General features: G+C 56.3%; 18 protein-coding genes. 11 read left to right on the top strand and 7 right to left on the bottom strand.

Translation table 11 applies throughout. The annotated features are described in order from the left end of the window. The first annotated feature begins 24 nt into the window (after positions 1-24). From BJF97_RS03475 to araC, 4 genes are all read left to right on the top strand, one after another. Entirely contained in the window at positions 25-1,368 is a 1,344-nt protein-coding gene (locus BJF97_RS03475) for a hemolysin family protein (RefSeq protein WP_025107621.1), read from the top strand. A 196-nt stretch (positions 1,369-1,564) separates the two neighbouring features. Beyond that, positions 1,565-2,797 carry an oligosaccharide MFS transporter gene (locus tag BJF97_RS03470; RefSeq protein WP_014837204.1) on the top strand — a complete coding sequence of 411 codons (1,233 nt, stop codon included), beginning with the start codon at positions 1,565-1,567 and terminating at the stop codon, positions 2,795-2,797. Positions 2,798-2,815: 18 nt separating this feature from the next. Continuing rightward, complete coding sequence (locus tag BJF97_RS03465; RefSeq protein ID WP_064388471.1) at positions 2,816-4,825, top strand: beta-galactosidase; 2,010 nt, start codon at positions 2,816-2,818, stop codon at positions 4,823-4,825. A gap of 30 nt (positions 4,826-4,855) precedes the next feature. Next, positions 4,856-5,728, top strand: a complete 873-nt coding sequence (gene araC / locus BJF97_RS03460) for an arabinose operon transcriptional regulator AraC (RefSeq protein ID WP_032695159.1) — start codon at positions 4,856-4,858, stop codon at positions 5,726-5,728. Positions 5,729-5,795: 67 nt separating this feature from the next. Here the strand turns inward: araC and BJF97_RS03455 are convergent, their stop codons facing one another. Beyond that, on the bottom strand, positions 5,796-6,002 hold the full coding sequence (locus tag BJF97_RS03455) for a DUF1107 domain-containing protein (RefSeq protein WP_004098023.1): 207 nt from the start codon (positions 6,000-6,002) through the stop codon (positions 5,796-5,798). A 322-nt stretch (positions 6,003-6,324) separates the two neighbouring features. Between BJF97_RS03455 and BJF97_RS03450 the strand changes: the two genes are divergently transcribed. Continuing rightward, on the top strand, positions 6,325-6,882 hold the full coding sequence (locus tag BJF97_RS03450) for a YtfJ family protein (protein ID WP_025107624.1): 558 nt from the start codon (positions 6,325-6,327) through the stop codon (positions 6,880-6,882). Here BJF97_RS03450 and cysQ read toward each other — a convergent pair. Further along, positions 6,872-7,615: a 3'(2'),5'-bisphosphate nucleotidase CysQ gene (cysQ, locus tag BJF97_RS03445; protein ID WP_004098019.1), complete on the bottom strand. Its 744-nt coding sequence runs from the start codon at positions 7,613-7,615 to the stop codon at positions 6,872-6,874. The genes BJF97_RS03450 and cysQ overlap by 11 nt on opposite strands. 191 nt (positions 7,616-7,806) lie before the next feature. Between cysQ and BJF97_RS03440 the strand changes: the two genes are divergently transcribed. Next, a complete protein-coding gene (locus tag BJF97_RS03440) occupies positions 7,807-9,750 on the top strand; it encodes a bifunctional 2',3'-cyclic-nucleotide 2'-phosphodiesterase/3'-nucleotidase (protein ID WP_032695158.1) in 1,944 nt (647 codons plus the stop codon). Between the two features lie 52 nt (positions 9,751-9,802). Here the strand turns inward: BJF97_RS03440 and BJF97_RS03435 are convergent, their stop codons facing one another. Next, positions 9,803-10,180 carry a winged helix-turn-helix transcriptional regulator gene (locus BJF97_RS03435; protein ID WP_004098015.1) on the bottom strand — a complete coding sequence of 126 codons (378 nt, stop codon included), beginning with the start codon at positions 10,178-10,180 and terminating at the stop codon, positions 9,803-9,805. 90 nt (positions 10,181-10,270) lie between these two features. Here BJF97_RS03435 and BJF97_RS03430 point away from each other — a divergent pair, with 90 nt between their 5' ends. The 4 genes from BJF97_RS03430 to ytfE all read left to right on the top strand — a co-directional run bounded on the left by BJF97_RS03430 (position 10,271) and on the right by ytfE (position 13,816). Next, on the top strand, positions 10,271-11,119 hold the full coding sequence (locus BJF97_RS03430; RefSeq protein WP_014227633.1) for an SDR family oxidoreductase: 849 nt from the start codon (positions 10,271-10,273) through the stop codon (positions 11,117-11,119). Positions 11,120-11,199: 80 nt separating this feature from the next. Then, positions 11,200-12,024, top strand: coding sequence for an AraC family transcriptional regulator (locus BJF97_RS03425; protein WP_004098011.1), 825 nt, complete (start codon positions 11,200-11,202; stop codon positions 12,022-12,024). A gap of 75 nt (positions 12,025-12,099) precedes the next feature. Continuing rightward, positions 12,100-13,071: a DMT family transporter gene (locus BJF97_RS03420; RefSeq protein WP_014227631.1), complete on the top strand. Its 972-nt coding sequence runs from the start codon at positions 12,100-12,102 to the stop codon at positions 13,069-13,071. An 82-nt stretch (positions 13,072-13,153) separates the two neighbouring features. Then, positions 13,154-13,816 (top strand): iron-sulfur cluster repair protein YtfE, encoded by a 663-nt coding sequence (ytfE, locus tag BJF97_RS03415; RefSeq protein WP_014227630.1) that lies wholly within the window; start codon positions 13,154-13,156, stop codon positions 13,814-13,816. 114 nt (positions 13,817-13,930) lie between these two features. Here ytfE and cycA read toward each other — a convergent pair whose 3' ends face one another. Together cycA and fklB are read right to left on the bottom strand one after the other, a co-directional pair. Continuing rightward, complete coding sequence (gene cycA, locus BJF97_RS03410; protein WP_004128150.1) at positions 13,931-15,334, bottom strand: D-serine/D-alanine/glycine transporter; 1,404 nt, start codon at positions 15,332-15,334, stop codon at positions 13,931-13,933. Positions 15,335-15,640: 306 nt separating this feature from the next. After that, positions 15,641-16,261: an FKBP-type peptidyl-prolyl cis-trans isomerase gene (fklB, locus tag BJF97_RS03405; protein WP_004871077.1), complete on the bottom strand. Its 621-nt coding sequence runs from the start codon at positions 16,259-16,261 to the stop codon at positions 15,641-15,643. Positions 16,262-16,529: 268 nt separating this feature from the next. On the opposite strand from fklB, the gene BJF97_RS03400 reads away from it, so the two are divergent. Next, positions 16,530-17,189, top strand: coding sequence for a LysM-like peptidoglycan-binding domain-containing protein (locus BJF97_RS03400; protein WP_004098005.1), 660 nt, complete (start codon positions 16,530-16,532; stop codon positions 17,187-17,189). 18 nt (positions 17,190-17,207) lie between these two features. Here BJF97_RS03400 and BJF97_RS03395 read toward each other — a convergent pair whose 3' ends face one another. Together BJF97_RS03395 and rplI are read right to left on the bottom strand one after the other, a co-directional pair. Beyond that, positions 17,208-18,158 carry a DMT family transporter gene (locus BJF97_RS03395; protein WP_009652306.1) on the bottom strand — a complete coding sequence of 317 codons (951 nt, stop codon included), beginning with the start codon at positions 18,156-18,158 and terminating at the stop codon, positions 17,208-17,210. Between the two features lie 146 nt (positions 18,159-18,304). After that, entirely contained in the window at positions 18,305-18,754 is a 450-nt protein-coding gene (gene rplI / locus BJF97_RS03390) for a 50S ribosomal protein L9 (RefSeq protein ID WP_004098003.1), read from the bottom strand. Between the last annotated feature and the right edge of the window lie 27 nt (positions 18,755-18,781).

Here is an 18,781-nt window from a genome sequence, read left to right as displayed (position 1 = left end):
CTGATCTCAACGGTCAGATAAGATATGTTAAACAGTATTTTAGTAATACTTTGTCTGATAGCCGTCAGTGCGTTCTTTTCGATATCGGAAATCTCGCTGGCCGCATCACGTAAAATCAAACTCAAGCTGCTGGCCGATGACGGCAACATCAACGCTCAACGCGTGCTGAAGATGCAGGAAAACCCCGGGATGTTCTTTACCGTGGTGCAAATCGGCCTCAACGCGGTAGCGATTCTCGGCGGTATCGTCGGCGATGCGGCATTTTCGCCGGCGTTTAACAGCCTCTTTAGCCGCTATATGTCCCCGGAGCTCTCCGAGCAGCTGAGCTTTATTATCTCCTTTACCCTGGTCACCAGCCTGTTCATTCTGTTTGCTGACCTGACTCCGAAACGCATCGGTATGATCGCGCCTGAAGCCGTCGCTTTACGCATCATCAACCCGATGCGCTTCTGCCTGTTTCTCTTCCGCCCGCTGGTGTGGTTGTTTAACGGCATGGCCAACAATATCTTCCGCCTGTTCAAAATTCCGATGGTGCGTAAAGACGACATTACCTCCGATGATATTTACGCCGTGGTGGAAGCCGGCGCGCTGGCAGGGGTGCTGCGTAAGCAGGAGCATGAGCTGATTGAGAACGTATTCGAACTGGAATCGCGCACCGTGCCTTCATCGATGACCTCGCGTGAAAACGTCATCTGGTTCGATCTTCACGAAGATGAACAGAGCCTGAAGAATAAGGTCGCGGAGCATCCGCACTCCAAGTTCCTGGTCTGTAATGAAGATATCGACCACATCATCGGCTACGTTGACTCCAAAGACCTGCTGAACCGCGTGCTGGCAAACCAGAGTCTGGTGCTGACCGGCGGCGTGCAGATTCGCAATACGCTGATTGTCCCGGATACCCTGACGCTGTCTGAAGCGCTGGAAAGCTTTAAAACCGCCGGTGAAGACTTCGCCGTGATCATGAACGAATATGCGCTGGTGGTCGGGATTATCACCCTGAACGACGTGATGACCACCCTGATGGGCGACCTCGTCGGCCAGGGGCTGGAAGAGCAGATCGTCGCGCGCGATGAAAACTCCTGGCTCATTGACGGCGGAACGCCGATCGACGACGTGATGCGGGTGCTGGATATCGATGATTTCCCGCAGTCCGGCAATTACGAGACCATCGGCGGCTTTATGATGTTTATGCTGCGTAAAATTCCCAAGCGCACCGACGCGGTGAAATTCTCCGGCTATAAGTTCGAAGTGGTGGATATCGACAACTACCGCATCGATCAGCTGCTGGTGACCCGTATCGACAATAAGCCGACGGTGCTGGTGCCCAAGCTGCCGGACGCGGCCAACAGTGATAAAGAGTCAGCGTAAAACCGTTGACGAACCGACAAGGCGGATGAAAATCCGCCTTTTTTATTGCCCGAATGTGAGGCTGCTCACGCCCCTCGGGCAATAGCAGATTTTTACTGCTCCACAGCGAAACGTTCATGACTCCCCTCTGCGCAAAAAGGTAACTTTGCTCGCGTCTACACGATCATATTCCTGAATAAAGGAAGCGAGGGTTACCATGATAGAATCAAATAAAAACTACTATATAAGCTGTCTGTTCTTCCTGTTCTTCTTTATTGGCTGGGGATGCTGCTATCCTTATTTATCATTGTGGTTAACGGAAACCATCGGCATTAATTACACTGACGTCGGTCTGGTTTATTCCTTTACCGCGATTATTGCCGTTTGCGTTCAACCACTATTCGGTTTTATATCCGACAGGCTGGTCTATCGTAAAAACCTGATGTGGCTGCTGGCCATCATTATTACCCTCTTTGCCCCCTACTGGATCTACGTCTTTGCCCCATTATTAAAAGTTAACGTTTTTCTCGGGGCGCTGGCGGGCGGCATCTATATTGGCATGGCCTATGGCGCAGGCTGCGGTATTTGCGAAGCTTACATTGATAAAGTCAGCCGCGCTTCCGGTTTTGAGTTTGGTCGCGCCAGAATGTTTGGCGGCATTGGCGCGGCTATCGGCACCTTCGCGGCAGGCAAGCTCTACGGGATCGACCAGAACATGATTTTCTGGCTGGCCAGCGGTGCCGGCGTATGCCTGCTGGTCATTGTCTGGAAAATGCAGATTAGCGCGAATAAACAAGGCGCGATACACAGCAGTAAAGCCTCGCCGGTCACCCTGAGCGACGCCACCTCGCTGCTGAAAATGAAGAAATTCTGGTTCTTCGCGATCTACACGATCGGCGTCGGCGCGGTATATGAAACCTACGACCAGCAGTTCGCCATCTATTACAGCCACTTCTTTGAGAGCAAAGCGCGCGGCGCGGAAGTCTTCGGCTATTTAACCACAGGTCAGATTTTCCTTGATGCGGTCGTGATGTTTTTCGCCCCATGGTTCGTGAATAAAATCGGCCCGAAAAATGCTCTGCTGTACTGCGGAATGATCATGAGTCTGCGCATTATCGGCTCGGCCTGGGCTATGGGTCCGGTGTCCATTAGCCTGATTAAACTGCTGCACGGTTTTGAGAGCTCGGTATTACTCGTCGCCGCGCTGAAATATATTACGGCCAACTTCAACCCGCTGCTTTCGGCCACGGTTTATTTAATCGGCTTCCAGTTTTCGAAAAGCTTTAGCTCTATTTTCCTTTCTACCGGCATCGGTCACATGTACCAGAGCATGGGCTTTACCAGCAGCTATATCGTGCTCGGCGGTATCGCCCTGTGCTTTACCCTGATTTCATTTATTACGCTGGACAAAGCGCGCGCTTTTGCCCCGCAGCCGGCGCCCGCGCATTAATTTAAGGAGGTAACCTGTATGTCTGATTTATTTTATGGCGTGGCCTATTACGATGAATATATGCCGGAAGATCGGCTGGCGAAAGATATCGCCTTAATGCAGGAAACGGGCATTAACGTGGTGCGGATTGCCGAATCGACCTGGAGTACGCTGGAGCCCCGGGAGGGCGAATATAACTTCTACCATATCGACCGGGTGCTGAATGCCATGCATAAAGCGGGGATCGCGGTGATTATCGGCACGCCAACCTACGCCGTCCCGGCCTGGCTGGCGGCGAAGCACCCGGATATTCTGGTCACTACCGTCAACGGGCAGCAAAAATATGGCCCGCGCCAGATTATGGATATCGTCAACCCGACCTTTCGCCGCTATGCCGAAAAGATTATCCGTACGCTAATGGCGCACGTGCAGCACCATCCGGCGATTATTGGCTGGCAGCTGGATAACGAAACCAAGCATTACGATAATATCGGCCGCCATATGCAGGAGGGTTTTGTACGCAGCCTGCGGGAAAAATACCCCGATCTTGACCGGTTGAATAACGATTTTGGTCTGGACTACTGGAGCAACCGCATCGATAGCTGGCAGGATTTTCCGCCGGTCGAAAACACTATCAACGCCAGCCTCGCCTGCGCGTTCTCCCGCTACCAGCGCCAGCAGGTGACGGAGTATCTCGCCTGGCAGGCGGAGATCGTGCGCGAATATGCCCAGCCGCATCAGTTCGTCACCCACAACTTCGATTTTGAATGGCGCGGCTACTCCTACGGCGTGCAGCCGCGAGTTGACCATTTTGCGGCGGCGCAGACGCTGGATATTGCCGGTGTCGATATCTATCACCCGAGCCAGAAACACCTGACCGGGCGAGAAATCGCGTTTGGCGGCGCCATTACGCGTTCGCTAAAGCAGGGTAAGAATTACTTCGTGCTGGAAACCCAGGCGCAGGGCTTTGCCCAGTGGACACCTTATCCGGGCCAGCTGCGCCTGCAGGCTTTTAGCCACGTGGCATCGGGGGCGGCAATGGTCTCTTACTGGCACTGGCATTCGATTCATAACGCGTTCGAGACCTACTGGAAGGGGCTGTTAAGCCACGACTTCTCGCGCAACGCGACCTGGCAGGAGGCCACCACTATCGGGGCTGACTTTGCCCGCCTGTCGCCGCAGCTGGCGGAGCTGAAGGTAGAAAACGACGTCGCGCTGCTGATAAGCAATGAGGCGATGGACGCCCTTAACCAGTTCCGTCCCGGCGACGCGCAGGGCAATATTTATAACGATATTTTCCGCCGCTTCCACGATGCGCTGTACGACCACAATATCAGCCTCGATATTATCCACGACGTTAACGAGGAAACCGCGCGCTACCGCGCGCTGATCGTACCCGGACTCTACGCTGCCGATGATGGCCTGCTGACGCGCATCAACCGCTATATCGAGCAGGGCGGCAGAGCGCTGATCGGCTTTAAATCAGGCTTTAGCGATGAAAACGTGAAGGTGCGCAGCGGCGCGCAGCCGGGAATTTTGCGCGAGAGCTGCGGCGTGAGCTACAGTCAATTCACCCTGCCGGAAGAAACCACGGTAAGCGCCTGCAGCGCTGACATTGATTGCCGTCAAGACAATCAGGCCGAGCTGTGGATGGAGCTGCTGACGCCGGACGCCGGTACCCGTACGCTACTGCGCTATCAGCATCCGGCATGGGGCGACTATGCCGCCGCCACCGAGGCGGATTACGCTCAGGGTCGGGCCATTTACGTTGGCTTCCTGCCGCAGAAAACGCTGATTAGCCAGCTGTTCGATCGGCTGACCGCAGGACTGGATCTGCGTTCACGTACATCGGCCTACCGCTATCCGCTGGTGGTCAAAAAGATGCGCAACCGCGACGGCAACAGCATCCACTTCCTGTTCAACTACTCCGGCGAACCGCAGGCGTTTATCAGCGAGACATCGGGCAACGCGCTGTTGAGCGGGGAAAAAGTTAGCTGCGGCCAGCCGTTGCGCCTCAAAGCATGGGAATTTACTATCATCGAAAGTTAAGCGGGCGGCGGCGCTCGGGCGGGAGAAACGATGGAACTGTATATCAATGAGCTACTGAACTTCTCGCCATTGATGAAGACCTTTACCTTCAACGCCTGGGTCGTCGCCGGCTTTACCCCCATCACCCGCGGCTCAAAGCTGGACTACTACATAAACCGCCCGCAGGGGATGAAAGGTTACATCATCAATCTGACGCTTCGCGGCCAGGCGCGCGCGAAAGCGGGAGACGGCTCCCTTCTGTGTCGTGAAAACGATCTGCTGCTCTTCCCACCCGGCGTTCCCCACCATTACGGACGGGATGAACACAGCGAATACTGGGATCATTTATGGATCTACTTCATCCCCCGGCCCTACTGGATAGACTGGCTAAAATGGGATCAAACGACCCACGGCATTGGTAAAACCACGGTCAACGATCCTGAGCAGCTGCAGAGTCTGCGCGATCTGTTCTATGAAGTTATCCGCCACTACTCCGCTTCCGCCCCGCTGTCGGAGGCGCTGGCGATGAATGCGCTGGAGCGCCTGATCCTGAACTGCTTTCAGCGACAGCCCATCAGCAACCGCCACGCCCACGACCCGCGGATTAACGCCGTGTGCGACTATCTTAACGAACATATTGCCCAGGAGATGAAGATCGAGACCCTGGCGGCGATGGTTTTTCTCTCCCCTTCGCGGCTGGCGCATTTGTTCAAAAATGAGCTGGGGCAAACGGTTTACGCCTGGCGCGAGGCGCAGCGCATCAACCGCGCGAGGTGGCTGATCCAGAGCACCTCCCTGCCGCTTAACAAGATCGCTCTGTCGGTAGGTTACGGAGACCCGGTCTATTTCACGCGCATTTTCCGTAAACATAACGGCATTCCCCCGGGCGAGTACCGTAAACGCTATGCGGAAATGAAGGGATAGGTCCAGAAACATCAACGGCTCCCTTAGGGAGCCGCCTTTTTACCGTGTAGTCATACCTCTTTTCAGGTTATGCCATCTCTGTTTGCAGACGGCTCACCTGGCGGTTGACTTCAGACATCACTGACAAATGCAGCTTGTCCTTAACCTTCGGGATAAGGATTTTGCCCTTATCAAACTCAAAAGCGCCAACGTCCTTGATATACAAACGTCCACGGAACAGGATCTTCACGTACTTCGCTACTTGTAGCGGGTTGTAGCGTTGGAAAATTTTCATTGTTGTCTCCTGCCAGGGTTACGCTCCTGTGGTGCCACAGTTAGCCCACGTACCGGAATCGCAAATTTTAATGCCCTGAAACTATAGTCCAGAATCTGAGTGATACCCAGTTTGTATAAGTTTATTTACCTTATGATGACAATAATTCAGAGTTTTCGTTTCAGGCATCCGATGAAGGTAGTATAAGTCGCCGATTTTAGACGGAATTGTGCGTCAACACGCAAACTGGCACCATCATTGCGGGTAATGCCCATAAATCGCACTTATGATTAAAGCAGACCAAGTGGTCGGATCACCTGCACAGATAATAAAAGGAAACACCATGACCCTACGTAGATTACTGGCCGTTTCATGTCTCCTGTTCCCGCTTATGGCGTCGGCGCATAACTTTGTCGATGGTCAGCGCGTTGCGCCGGTCGGCGTCGCGGATCGGGGGGAGCTGGTACTGAGCAACGATAAGTTTAGCTATAAAAGCTGGAATAGCGCGCAGCTGGTGGGGAAAGTGCGCGTCGTGCAGCATATTGCCGGGCGCTCGTCGGCAAAAGAAAAAAACGCGACCCTGATTGAAGCGATTAAAAGCGCGAAGCTCCCGCACGATCGCTATCAAACCACCACAATCGTCAATACCGATGACGCTATCCCGGGTTCAGGCATGTTTGTCCGCAGCAGTATTGAGAGCAACAAGCAGCTCTACCCCTGGTCGCAGTTTATCGTCGACAGCAACGGTGTGGTCCGCAAAGCGTGGCAGCTTAATGAAGAGAGTTCGGCCATCGTGGTGCTGGATAAAGACGGCCGCGTACAGTGGGCTAAAGACGGCGCGCTTAGCCAGGAAGAGGTGCAGCAGGTGGTTGCCCTGCTGCACAAGCTGCTCAATAAATAGAGACCCGGAAGCCGGGGTTGAGGAACGATTCACGCGGCGTGTAATCAAGGGTACGCCCCTGCCAGTCGTGAACGTGCGCCCCGGCGGCGCTGGCGACCGCATGACCGGCCGCGGTGTCCCAGGTGGAGGTCGGCCCGAAGCGCGGATAAAGCTGGGCCTGCCCTTCGGCGACCAGACAGAACTTCAGCGACGAACCGATTGAGGTGGTCTGGTGTTCGCCAAGCTGCTCCAGATACTCCTGCAGCTCCGGGTCATTGCCGTGGGAGCGGCTAATCACCACCAGCGGCGGACGCGCATCGCGGACCTGAATCTGCTTGCGAACGCCGCACTCCTCTTTCCACGCTTTGCCCTTTTCCGCGCTGTACATCACCTTCATCACCGGCGCGTAGACCACGCCAAGGATCGGCTTCCCGTTTTCAATCAAGGCGATATTGACGGTAAACTCGCCGTTGCGCTTGATAAACTCTTTGGTGCCGTCCAGCGGGTCCACCAGCCAGTAGCGCTGCCAGTGCTGACGCACCTCCCAGGCCGGCGGGTCCTCTTCCGACAGAACCGGAATATCGGGCGTCAGCGCCAGCAGGCCGCTGATAATCACCTTGTGTGCCGCAATATCCGCGGCCGTGACCGGAGAATCGTCCTTCTTGCTGGCAACGTCCATCGGCTGTTTTCCATCGTAAACTTCCATGATGGCATCGCCCGCGTTCCGTGCTAGCTGACATACTTGTTCTAACATTCTCCACCTCGTCTGGTTACAGTGGCGTTAACTCGTTGTTTTATTTATATCGCATCATTGTGAGTTCCGCTATCTGTGATAACGATGGCGGTTTCCTTCACCGCTTTTCTGGCATGATTCACATTTCTGTAAGCAACAGAATGTAAATACATTTTCTTCTGTGCCATTGCTCATAAAAAAGGACGCCACTGATGATTAAGTTTAGCGCAACGCTGCTGGCCACGCTGATCGCCGCCAGCGTAAATGCGGCGACGGTCGATTTGCGGATCATGGAAACCACCGATCTGCACAGTAATATGATGGACTTTGACTATTACAAAGACAGCGCCACGGAAAAATTTGGCCTGGTGCGCACCGCAACCCTGATTGAGAAAGCGCGCCAGGAAGCCAAAAACAGCGTGCTGGTCGATAACGGCGACGTTATTCAGGGCAGCCCGCTGGGCGACTATATGGCGGCGAAGGGACTGAAAGAAGGTGATGTTCACCCGGTCTACAAGGCGATGAATACCCTGGATTATGTCGTAGGTAACCTCGGCAACCACGAGTTTAACTACGGGCTCGACTTCCTGCACAAAGCGCTGGCCGGGGCAAAATTCCCCTACGTGAACGCCAATATTATTGACGCCAAAACCGGCCAACCGATGTTTACGCCTTATCTGATTCAGGATACCCAGGTACAGGATAGCGACGGCAAAACGCAGACCCTGCGCATTGGCTATATCGGCTTCGTACCGCCGCAGATTATGACCTGGGATAAAGCCAATCTCAGCGGCAAAGTCACCGTCAACGACATTACCGCCACCGCGCGCAAGTTTATCCCGGAAATGCGTGAGAAAGGCGCGGACGTGGTGGTGGTCATTGCCCACTCCGGCCTTTCCGCCGACCCGTATCAGGCGATGGCGGAGAACTCCGTTTACTATTTAAGCCAGGTGCCTGGGGTCGATGCCATTATGTTCGGCCACGCGCACGCCGTCTTCCCGAGCAAAGATTTTGCCGGTATCAAAGGCGCAGATATCGCGAAAGGTACGCTGAACGGCGTACCGGCTGTAATGCCGGGCATGTGGGGCGATCACCTTGGGGTGGTCGATCTGGTTCTGAACAACGACAGCGGTAAATGGCAGGTCAGCGCAGCGAAAGCCGAAGCGCGGCCGATCTACGACTCGGTGGCGAAGAAATCGCTGGCGGCAGAAGACAGCAACATGGTGGCGGTACTAAAAGCCGACCATGACGCCACCCGCGAGTTTGTCGGCAAACCGATTGGTCAATCCTCGGACAATATGTACAGCTATCTGGCGCTGGTGCAGGACGATCCGACCGTACAGGTGGTCAATATGGCCCAGAAGGCCTACGTTGAGCACTATATTCAGGGCGACCCGGATCTGGCGAAACTACCGGTACTCTCCGCCGCCGCGCCGTTTAAAGTCGGCGGACGCAAAAATGACCCCGCCAGCTTTGTTGAAGTGGAAAAAGGGCAGCTCACCTTCCGCAACGCCGCCGACCTCTACCTGTATCCCAACACCCTGGTGGTGATGAAAGTCAGCGGTAAAGAGGTTAAAGAGTGGCTGGAGTGCTCCGCCGGGCAGTTCAATCAGATTGATCCCGGCAGCAGCAAGCCGCAGTCGCTGATTAACTGGGACGGCTTTCGCACCTACAACTTCGATGTCATCGATGGCGTGAACTACCAGATCGATATCACCCAGCCGGCGCGCTATGACGGCGAATGTCAGCCCGTTAATCCGCAGGCCGAGCGAATTAAAAACCTGACCTTTAACGGCAAGCCAATCGATCCGAACGCCACTTTCCTCGTCGCGACCAATAACTACCGCGCTTACGGCGGTAAATTCCAGGGCACCGGCGAGGATCATATCGCGTTCGCCTCGCCGGATGAAAACCGCTCGGTGCTGGCGGCGTGGATTGGCGCGGAGTCGAAGAAAAACGGCGAGATCCATCCGGCGGCGGATAACAACTGGCGCCTGGCGCCGATCCACAGCACCGTACCGCTGGATATTCGCTTTGAAACCTCACCGGGCGATAAGGCCGCGGCGTTTATCAAAGAGAAAGCGCAATACCCGATGCGCCAGGTGGCTACCGACGATATCGGCTTTGCCATTTATCAGCTGGATTTGAGTAAATAATTGCCGGTTCCCCGGTTGTGCTGCGCTTACCGGGGCTATCCTGACATCCTCCTCAGGCTACCTGTTCGTGGTTCGCCAGAACCGCGGGCAGGTTCAGCTCAATCCAGTCCGCCAGCGCCGCCACCTTCTCGCTCACCTGCTCACCGAGCGGAGTCAGACTATATTCAACGTGCGGCGGTACCACCGGGTACGACACGCGGTTAAGAAAGCCATCCTGCTCCAGCGCCTGGAGCGACTGGGCCAGCATCTTTTCGCTGACGCCGCCGATCTTACGCCGCAGATCGCTAAACCGATGGGTGCCATCGCGCAGGGACACCAAAATCAGTACGCCCCAGCGGCTGGTCACGTGCTTGAGCACTTCCCGCGAGGGGCACTGTTCGGCAAACAGGTTGCCGTTGCGTAGCTGCTCGCTCAGCGTCAGATTCGCCATATTCATACTTACCTTTTTGTACGTACTTACTAAAAGTTAGTTAAGGTGTTAGCTTACCACAACTGCCAATGAACACGAAGGAGAAGACCTATGATCGCAATTACCGGCGCAACCGGCCAGCTTGGCCAGCACGTCCTGGAAAATCTGTTAACTACCGTCCCCGCAGGCCAGGTTGTGGCTATCGTGCGCAACCCGGCGAAGGCTGAATCGCTGAGCCAAAAGGGCGTAGTGGTTCGTCAGGCCGACTACAGCGATGAAGCCGCGCTGACCGCCGCCCTGCAGGGCGTGGACAAACTGCTGCTGATCTCGTCCAGCGAAGTTGGCCAGCGCGCCGTCCAGCACCGCAACGTGATTAACGCGGCGAAAGCCGCCGGCGTGAAATTTATCGCCTACACCAGCCTGCTGCACGCCGATACCTCCCCGCTGGGGCTGGCGGATGAGCATATCGCCACCGAGAAAATGCTCGCCGACTCCGGCATTGCGTATGCCCTGCTGCGCAACGGCTGGTACACCGAAAACTACCTTGCCAGCGCGCCGCCGTCGATTGAGCATGGCGTATTTATCGGCGCGGCCGGTAACGGCAAAATCGCCTCCGCCACCCGCGCGGACTACGCCGCCGCCGCCGCTCGCGTTATCGCCGAAGAGGGCCATGCCGGAAAAGTGTACGAGCTGGCGGGCGATGAAGCGTGGACCCTCAGCGAACTTGCCGCTGAGCTGAGCAAACAAAGCGGTAAAAACGTGGTGTATCAAAACCTCAGCGAAGCCGACTTCGCCGCCGCGCTGAAGGGCGTAGGCCTGCCCGCTGGCCTGGCTGACATGCTGGCGGATTCTGATACCGGCGCGTCCAAAGGCGGTCTGTTCGACGATAGCCGCACCCTGAGTAAGCTCATCGGTCGCCCAACCACGACGCTGGCAGAGAGCGTCAAAGGCATTCTGTAACTGTTACATAGTGGTTAATTTTTGTAGCATCCCGGCGGGCCATCCTCAATAATGCACGGATGTCCGTCGGGAGTTATCGCATGCAAGGCGTACCAGAACAGTTCAGTGATGAAAGAGACAGCGCGCGCTTTCGCCATCTGGCGCAGCTGCCCGGCGTTGAGCTGTACCATGCCCATATCTCCCGCTACGCCTTTGAACCGCACACCCATGAAGCCTTTGGTATCGGCGCGATAGAGCTCGGCGCCGAGCGTTTTCGCTATCGCGGCAGCCAGCACGTGGCTTCGGTCAACTCTATCGTCACCATGAATCCCGATGAACTGCACACCGGCGAGGCGGAGACCGCCGACGGCTGGCGCTATCGGATGATTTATCTCGACCCGGATACGCTGGAAGAGGTGACCGGCGTGCGCCACTGGTGGTTCAGCGAGGTGGTGCGTCAGGATCCCCTGCGCTCCCGGCAAATCGGCAATCTCATCTACGGCCTGTGGCATACTGACGATCCGCTGGCGCAGCAGGGTCTGCTGCTGGATTTGATCGATACCTTCCGCCCGTTTGCCCATCACGCCGCTGCGCTGCCCGAAGCCCGCCACCGCTTCGAGCGGGTGCGCGACTATCTGCACGATAACTATATGCGTACGGTGACCCTCGATGAGCTGGCGCAGGTAGCGGCGCTGAGCCCGTACCATTTCCAGCGCCAGTTCAAAGCGCACTTCCACGTTACGCCGCACCAGATGCTGATGGCGATTCGCCTGTGGCGCGCTAAAGCGTTTCTCACCCACGGCATGCCCGCCGCCGACGTCGCTCTCGCCGCCGGGCTGACCGACCAGTCGCACCTGACCCGCGCGTTCACCCGCCGCTACGGCATTACGCCGGTGCGTTATCAAAAGCAGGTTCTCCCGCGCTAATGCGCAACCTCATACAATATTCCCGCTTTTGGCTCGCCTACACTGTTGCCAACGAAAAGAGTAATGGAAGGCGTGATGATTAGTGGTGTGCTGTACGCCCTGCTGGCAGGGCTGATGTGGGGATTGATATTCGTGGGTCCTTTACTGGTGCCGGAATACCCGGCGGTTTTACAGTCGATGGGGCGCTATCTGGCGCTGGGGCTGATCGCCCTGCCGCTGGCCTGGCTGGGCCGCGCGCGGCTGCGCCAGCTCACCGGGAAAGACTGGTGGACGGCGCTGGGGCTGACCATGATGGGCAACTTAATCTATTACGTCTGCCTGGCCAGCGCGATTCAGCGTACCGGCGCGCCGGTATCGACGATGATCATCGGCACCCTGCCGGTCGTGCTGCCGGTTTTCGCCAACCTGCTCTATAGCCAGCGAGACGGCAAGCTGCCGTGGCGACGCCTGTTCCCGGCGCTGGTCTGTATTGCCCTCGGCCTGACGTGCGTCAATATCGCCGAGCTGCATCAGGGCTTACCCGATTTCAGCCCGTGGCGCTACGGCTCCGGTATCGCGCTGGCGCTGATCTCGGTGGTGTGCTGGGCCTGGTACGCGCTGCGCAACGCCCGCTGGCTGCGGGAAAATCCGGATAAACCGCCGATGATGTGGGCCACCGCGCAGGCGCTGGTGACCCTGCCGGTATCCCTGGCCGGATACCTTATCGCCTGCGGGTGGCTGCACGGCCAGCACGCGGACTTTCCGCTCCCCTTCGGCCCGCGCCCGGCGGTGTTTGTCACCCTGATGCTGGCGATCGCTATTTTCTGTTCATGGGTCGGCGCGTGGTGCTGGAACGTTGCCAGCCAGCGTCTGCCAACGGTGATCCTCGGGCCGCTGATCGTCTTCGAAACCCTTGCCGGACTGCTGTATACCTTTATTCTGCGCCAGAGCCTGCCCCCGCTTCTCACCTTCAGCGGTATCCTGCTGCTGGTGCTCGGCGTGGTGTCCGCCGTGCGTGCCCGCCCGGAAAAGCCCGCGCTGCAGGAGCTGGTCAGCGAGAAAAAATAGCCTGGTATCCTAAAGGGGTATTCCCAGGAACATAAGGTGCATTTAAAATACAACTTATATTCTTGATGACGAGGTAACTGCTATGGCTTTCCGTGACCAACCTTTAGGCGAGCTGGCGCTGACGATTCCGCGCGCCTCCGCGCTGTTCCGTCAATACGATATGGACTACTGCTGCGGCGGCAAACAGACGCTAGAGCGCGCGGCGTCTCGCAAAGAGCTGGACGTCGCGGTGATTGAAGCCGAGCTGGCCAAACTGGCGGAAGAGCCGGTAGAGCGCGACTGGCGGGCTGCGCCCTATGCGGAAATCATCGATCACATTATCGTTCGCTATCACGACCGGCATCGCGAGCAGCTGCCGGAGCTGATTTTACAGGCCACTAAAGTCGAGCGCGTTCACGCCGACAAGCCCAACGTTCCGAAAGGCTTAACCAAGTACCTGACCATGCTGCACCAGGAGCTTTCCAGCCATATGATGAAAGAGGAGCAGATTCTGTTCCCGATGATCAAACAGGGCATGGGAACGCAGGCCGGCGGTCCTATCAGCGTCATGGAAAGCGAGCATGATGAAGCGGGCGAGCTGCTGGAGGTGATTAAGCACATCACGCAGAACGTGACGCCGCCGGCGGAAGCCTGCACTACATGGAAAGCGATGTACAACGGCATCAACGAGCTGATTGATGACCTGATGGAACACATCAGCCTTGAAAATAACGTACTGTTCCCGCGTGCCCTCGCCGGAAAGTAAATAAAAAGGCGCCCGCAGGCGCCCTCGACATTGTCAGTCTTATTGGCCACCCCGGGTGGCCTTTTTTATGACGGACCGTTGCAAGCAACGTTAAAAACCGCTGCCGAAGATTTTTTATTTCGCCAGGCGCTTCTTGCCGGCAAACAGCCAGCCCGCGCCGAGCAGCACAAACCACAGCGGGGTCACCATCAGCGCTTCGCGGGTATCGGCTTCCAGCGTTAGCAGGACCAGCACAAAGACGAAGAATGCCATGCACACCCAGCACATCAGTTTGCCCAGCGGCATCTTATATTTGGACTGCTCATGCAGCTGCGGACGCTTTCTGCGATAGGCCAGATACGAGCACAGGATAATCGTCCAGACGAACATAAACAGGATCGCCGACACCGTGGTAATCATGGTAAACGCCGCGATCACGCTTGGATTGACCATCAGCATGACCACGCCGCCCAGCAGACACATACAGGAGAAGGTCAGGCCTTTCGCCGGTACCGCGCGCTTCGACAGCTTGGCGAACATTTTCGGCGCCTGTCCGTCCTGCGCCAGACCGAACAGCATACGGCTGGTGGAGAACACGCCGCTGTTAGCGGAAGAGGCCGCCGAGGTCAGCACCACGAAGTTGATCAGGCTTGCCGCCGCCGGCAGCCCGACCAGCACAAACAGCTCAACGAACGGACTCTTTGACGGCACGACGGAGCTCCACGGCGTCACTGACATAATCACGATCAGCGCAAAGACGTAGAACATAATGATGCGGATTGGAATCGAGTTAATCGCCCGCGGCAGGGATTTCTCAGGATCTTTCGTTTCCGCCGCCGTGGTTCCCACCAGTTCGATGCCCACAAAGGCGAAGACCGCTATCTGGAAGCCGGCAAAGAATCCGCTGATGCCTTTCGGGAACCAGCCGCCGTCATTCCACAGATGGGCGAAAGAGGCTTCTACGCCGGTCGGTGACTGGAAGTGCATCATCACCATCACCAAGCCGACGACAATCAGCGCCACGATAGCGACAATTTTGATCATCGCAAACCAGAACTCCATCTCGCCGAACATCTTTACGGTGGCGAGGTTAAGACCCAGCAGCAGCAGGATGACCGCCAGCGAGGCGACCCAGTCGGAGAGTCCCGGGAACCAGAACTGCGCGTAGGCGGTGATCGCCACCACGTCCGCCATCCCGGTTACCACCCAGCAGAACCAGTAGGTCCAGCCGGTAAAATAGCCTGCCCAAGGGCCCAGCAGGTCGGCGGCAAAATCGCTGAACGACTTGTATTCGAGATTCGACAGCAGCAGTTCGCCCATGGCGCGCATGACGAAAAACAGCATAAAGCCGATGATCATATAAACAAAAATAATTGACGGCCCGGCAAGGCTGATGGTTTTGCCTGAGCCCATAAACAGCCCGGTGCCAATCGCACCACCGATAGCAATAAGCTGAATATGCCGGTTAGTGAGATTTCGCCGCAGCGATTGTTCAGTCGGAGCCTGTTCGTCGGCAGCGACTTTTACCTGATCTACCATGTGATTTTTTCCTGTTGTACCTGTCTGTGTTGTTCGGGCTCTACTGGCCCTTCATTCGTATTAACCCCGGAACGAGGGTTTATCGATATTAGGTAAGAATCGGAGGGATGAATACTATGATTTAGATATAATGTTAATTTTATGTTTAAAGTGAGTGTTATATCACTCCGGTTACGCGAAACAGCTCACAAAAATACACCCATTAAGCAGATATGCAATATAAAGCTCCACCAAACGCTCAACTTAAGGGTTTTACACTATTTAAAGCGGCTCCCTCCCCCATACGGGAGAGGAAGCACCTGCTGTTTAGATAATATCCAGCAGTTCAACTTCAAAAATCAGGGTGCTGAACGGAGGAATGGATGCGCCCGCGCCGCGCTCGCCGTAGGCCAGGCTGTGCGGAATCGTCAGTTCCCATTTGGAACCCACCGGCATCAGGGTCAGCGCTTCAATCCAGCCGCCGATCACTCCGGTCACCGGGAATTCAGCCGGTTCGCCGCGCGCAACGGAGCTATCGAAGACGGTACCGTCGATCAGCTTGCCGGTGTAGTGAACGCGAACGCGGTCAGTACGCGCCGGGATCGGGCCTTCGCCCTGGGTCAGAACGCGGAACTGCAGGCCAGACTCGGTGCTGTTCACGCCTTCGCGCTCGCGGTTTTCTTCCAGGTATTTCTCGCCATCCGCGGCCATTTCCTGGAAACGCTCGCGACGCACGGCGTCAGCGCGTTCGTGGATTTCGCGCAGCGCGCGGTGAACGGCTTCCACCGGCACCTGCGGCTGTTGACCTTCCAGCGCGTCAGCAATACCCGCGACCAGCGCTTCCGGCAGCAGCCCCTGCAGGCCAGATTCGCTCAGCTGTTGTCCAACCTGCAAGCCGATACCGTAACTTGCCTGTGCTTCGATCGTGTCAAAAGTTGGGGTTGCCATCTTTGTTCCTTTTTTGGTGGGGATTCTCATGCTCCCGGGCCTTCAAATTGCGAAAGGCGGCGAGCGGAGAAAAGAGGTGGGAAGCATATCAGCCATAGCACGACGGGTAAAACTTTGTCGCCTGGATGATGACAAATCTAAGGGAAACAGAAACAATAGAGAGATAAGGTTAACCTCACGAAACATAGCTTTGTCTCGTCCTTCAGGAAGTTAGCCATCTATACTCTAGAGAGAGCAGGATAAAAATATGCGGAGCAGGAGGAAAGCCATGCCCGGGCGCTTTGAACTGACATCTACCCTGGCGAAGATCTGGCACGCCCCGGATCATTTTCGCCTCATGGATCCGCTACCGCCGATGCACCGCCGCGGCATCATTGCCGGGGCGCTGCTGGTAATTATCGGCGTTCTGCTCCCTTCCGAGGATAACAGCAGCCCGGTTCAGGCCAGCCGCGAGGCGAATCTCAACCTGCAATCCCAGTCGCAGCCCTCTTCCGGCAATCAGGCGGTCCCGCTGCCGCCCATCACCAACACGCCGCCGGTCAACGATGCCGATCAGGTGGCGCCGGTCGCACCGGAGCCGATTCAGGATGAGCAGCCGGATCAGCCGCAGCAGCAGACCGCATCTCAGCCGTATCAGGAACCGCAGTCGACTCCCGGCATCGAGCAGCAGTGGCGGACCTACCGTATTGAATCGGGGAAAACTCTCGCGCAGCTATTCCGCGACCATAACCTGCCGCCGACCGACGTTTACGCCATGGCCCAGGTGGAAGGCGCCGGTAAACCGCTAAGCTCACTGCAGACCGGGCAGACGGTCCAGATCCGTCAGAACGCCAGCGGCGTGGTCACCGGGCTGACTATCGATACCGGCGGCGGCCAGCAGGTGCTGTTTACCCGCCAGTCGAACGGCAGCTTTATTCGCGTCCGTTAGGCCTCACGGCCGGGTAGCTTACCCGGCCTGCTGTGGCGATTTCCCGGATGTTGTCCCCGGCTTATTCACCCACCAGATCCCGGCGCACACCAGCGCCAGCGCAACCGCATATTTCAGTTCAAGAATATTCTCGCCGAGGAAGATGGCCGACAGTACGGTGCCGGCGACCGGGACCACAAAGTTGAACGGCGCAATCATGCTCACCCGGTTATGCTTGAGCAGCACGCTCCATAGCGCAAAAGCGATGGAAGAGAGCAGCGTCAAATAAGCCAGAACCAGCGCAGCAGCGGCGCTGTGAACCTCAAGGGTGCCGCCGGTCAGATAGCCGCCGCCGACCAGTACCAGACCGCCAAACGCCAGCTGCCAGCCGGTCATCACCGTCGGGTCAACCGTCTGCGAAATGCGCTTCCCGTACAGCGTCGCCGCCGACAGGATAAACGCCGCCAGCACCACAAAGCCGTCACCCTGCCAGACAAAGCTAAAATCGCTCAATGAACGATTAACGTTCACCAGCATCACGCCGGCAAAGCCGACAATACAGCCGATGGCTTTGTTGTAGCTCAGCCTGTCATTCTGATAGATAAAGTGCGCCAGCAGAACGCTGAAGAAGGTACCGGTGGCGTTCATAATCGATCCCTTCACGCCGGTGGTAAACGCCAGGCCAACGTAGAAGAAAACGTACTGGATAGAGGTTTGCGTGACGCCCAGTATCGCCAGCTGCCCGCACTGACGGGGATTCAAGCGGGCAATCGGCTTACGCTGCGCCAGAGCGAAGAGCAGCAGCAGCGCGCCGGCAAACAGAAAGCGATAGCCAGCAAAGACGATTTTAGACGGCACATCATCAGTGGCAATCTGAAACAGTTCATAGCCGCTTTTAATCGCCGGATAGGAGCTTCCCCACAGCAGACAGCAGAGGGTTGCGCAGGCATAAGCCACTTTCTTGCGGGAAAAAATCGAGGGTGCGTCCATTCACTTCACCAGAAATAAAATAGTGTTTTATTTTATTATCCAGAAAGTTGCTAAGAATAGCCACCATACCAGGAAAAGATTCGACAAAGACAGAAAAGCAAAACGCCGGCACAAGGCCGGCGTCTCGACGTGAGTTGAGTAAAAAATTACTCAGCTACAACGTTAACAACCAGTTTAGCGAAAACTTCGCTGTGAACCTGGAAGTCCACTTCGTGCTCACCGGTGGTGCGCAGAACGCCGTTCGGCAGACGAACTTCGCTCTTAGCAACGGCAACGCCAGCTGCAGTTACAGCGTCAGCGATGTCGCGAGTACCGATGGAACCGAACAGTTTACCTTCGTCGCCAGATTTAGACGCGATGGTAACGGTGCCCAGTGCGTTGATTGCTTCAGCACGTGCGTTAGCAGCGCCCAGAACTTCGGCCAGTTTGGCTTCCAGTTCAGCACGGCGTGCTTCGAAGAATTCAACGTTTTTCTTGGTAGCAGGAACAGCTTTACCCTGTGGTACCAGGAAGTTACGAGCATAGCCCGCTTTAACGTTAACCTGATCACCCAGGCTACCCAGGTTTGCTACTTTATCAAGCAGAATAACTTGCATTACCTTATCCTCTCAAAGTCGTATTAA

The sequence above is a fragment of the Klebsiella sp. LTGPAF-6F genome, assembly GCF_001753185.1.
In the GTDB taxonomy this organism is placed as follows: domain Bacteria; phylum Pseudomonadota; class Gammaproteobacteria; order Enterobacterales; family Enterobacteriaceae; genus Klebsiella; species Klebsiella michiganensis.
Note: the sequence above shows the minus strand (reverse complement) of the source record. Positions and strands in the feature narration are given on the sequence as shown.

Excerpts from the sequence above, each read along its gene's own strand:
- BJF97_RS03395 (WP_009652306.1), bottom strand. The coding sequence starts at position 18,158 with ATGGACGCACCCTCGATTTTTTCCCGCAAGAAAGTGGCTTATGCCTGC.
- BJF97_RS03470 (WP_014837204.1), top strand. The coding sequence starts at position 1,565 with ATGATAGAATCAAATAAAAACTACTATATAAGCTGTCTGTTCTTCCTG.
- araC (WP_032695159.1), top strand. The coding sequence starts at position 4,856 with ATGGAACTGTATATCAATGAGCTACTGAACTTCTCGCCATTGATGAAG.
- rplI (WP_004098003.1), bottom strand. The coding sequence starts at position 18,754 with ATGCAAGTTATTCTGCTTGATAAAGTAGCAAACCTGGGTAGCCTGGGT.
- cycA (WP_004128150.1), bottom strand. The coding sequence starts at position 15,334 with ATGGTAGATCAGGTAAAAGTCGCTGCCGACGAACAGGCTCCGACTGAA.
- ytfE (WP_014227630.1), top strand. The coding sequence starts at position 13,154 with ATGGCTTTCCGTGACCAACCTTTAGGCGAGCTGGCGCTGACGATTCCG.
- BJF97_RS03475 (WP_025107621.1), top strand. The coding sequence starts at position 25 with ATGTTAAACAGTATTTTAGTAATACTTTGTCTGATAGCCGTCAGTGCG.
- BJF97_RS03465 (WP_064388471.1), top strand. The coding sequence starts at position 2,816 with ATGTCTGATTTATTTTATGGCGTGGCCTATTACGATGAATATATGCCG.
- BJF97_RS03400 (WP_004098005.1), top strand. The coding sequence starts at position 16,530 with ATGCCCGGGCGCTTTGAACTGACATCTACCCTGGCGAAGATCTGGCAC.
- BJF97_RS03455 (WP_004098023.1), bottom strand. The coding sequence starts at position 6,002 with ATGAAAATTTTCCAACGCTACAACCCGCTACAAGTAGCGAAGTACGTG.
- cysQ (WP_004098019.1), bottom strand. The coding sequence starts at position 7,615 with ATGTTAGAACAAGTATGTCAGCTAGCACGGAACGCGGGCGATGCCATC.
- BJF97_RS03440 (WP_032695158.1), top strand. The coding sequence starts at position 7,807 with ATGATTAAGTTTAGCGCAACGCTGCTGGCCACGCTGATCGCCGCCAGC.
- BJF97_RS03420 (WP_014227631.1), top strand. The coding sequence starts at position 12,100 with ATGATTAGTGGTGTGCTGTACGCCCTGCTGGCAGGGCTGATGTGGGGA.
- BJF97_RS03435 (WP_004098015.1), bottom strand. The coding sequence starts at position 10,180 with ATGGCGAATCTGACGCTGAGCGAGCAGCTACGCAACGGCAACCTGTTT.
- BJF97_RS03430 (WP_014227633.1), top strand. The coding sequence starts at position 10,271 with ATGATCGCAATTACCGGCGCAACCGGCCAGCTTGGCCAGCACGTCCTG.
- BJF97_RS03450 (WP_025107624.1), top strand. The coding sequence starts at position 6,325 with ATGACCCTACGTAGATTACTGGCCGTTTCATGTCTCCTGTTCCCGCTT.
- fklB (WP_004871077.1), bottom strand. The coding sequence starts at position 16,261 with ATGGCAACCCCAACTTTTGACACGATCGAAGCACAGGCAAGTTACGGT.
- BJF97_RS03425 (WP_004098011.1), top strand. The coding sequence starts at position 11,200 with ATGCAAGGCGTACCAGAACAGTTCAGTGATGAAAGAGACAGCGCGCGC.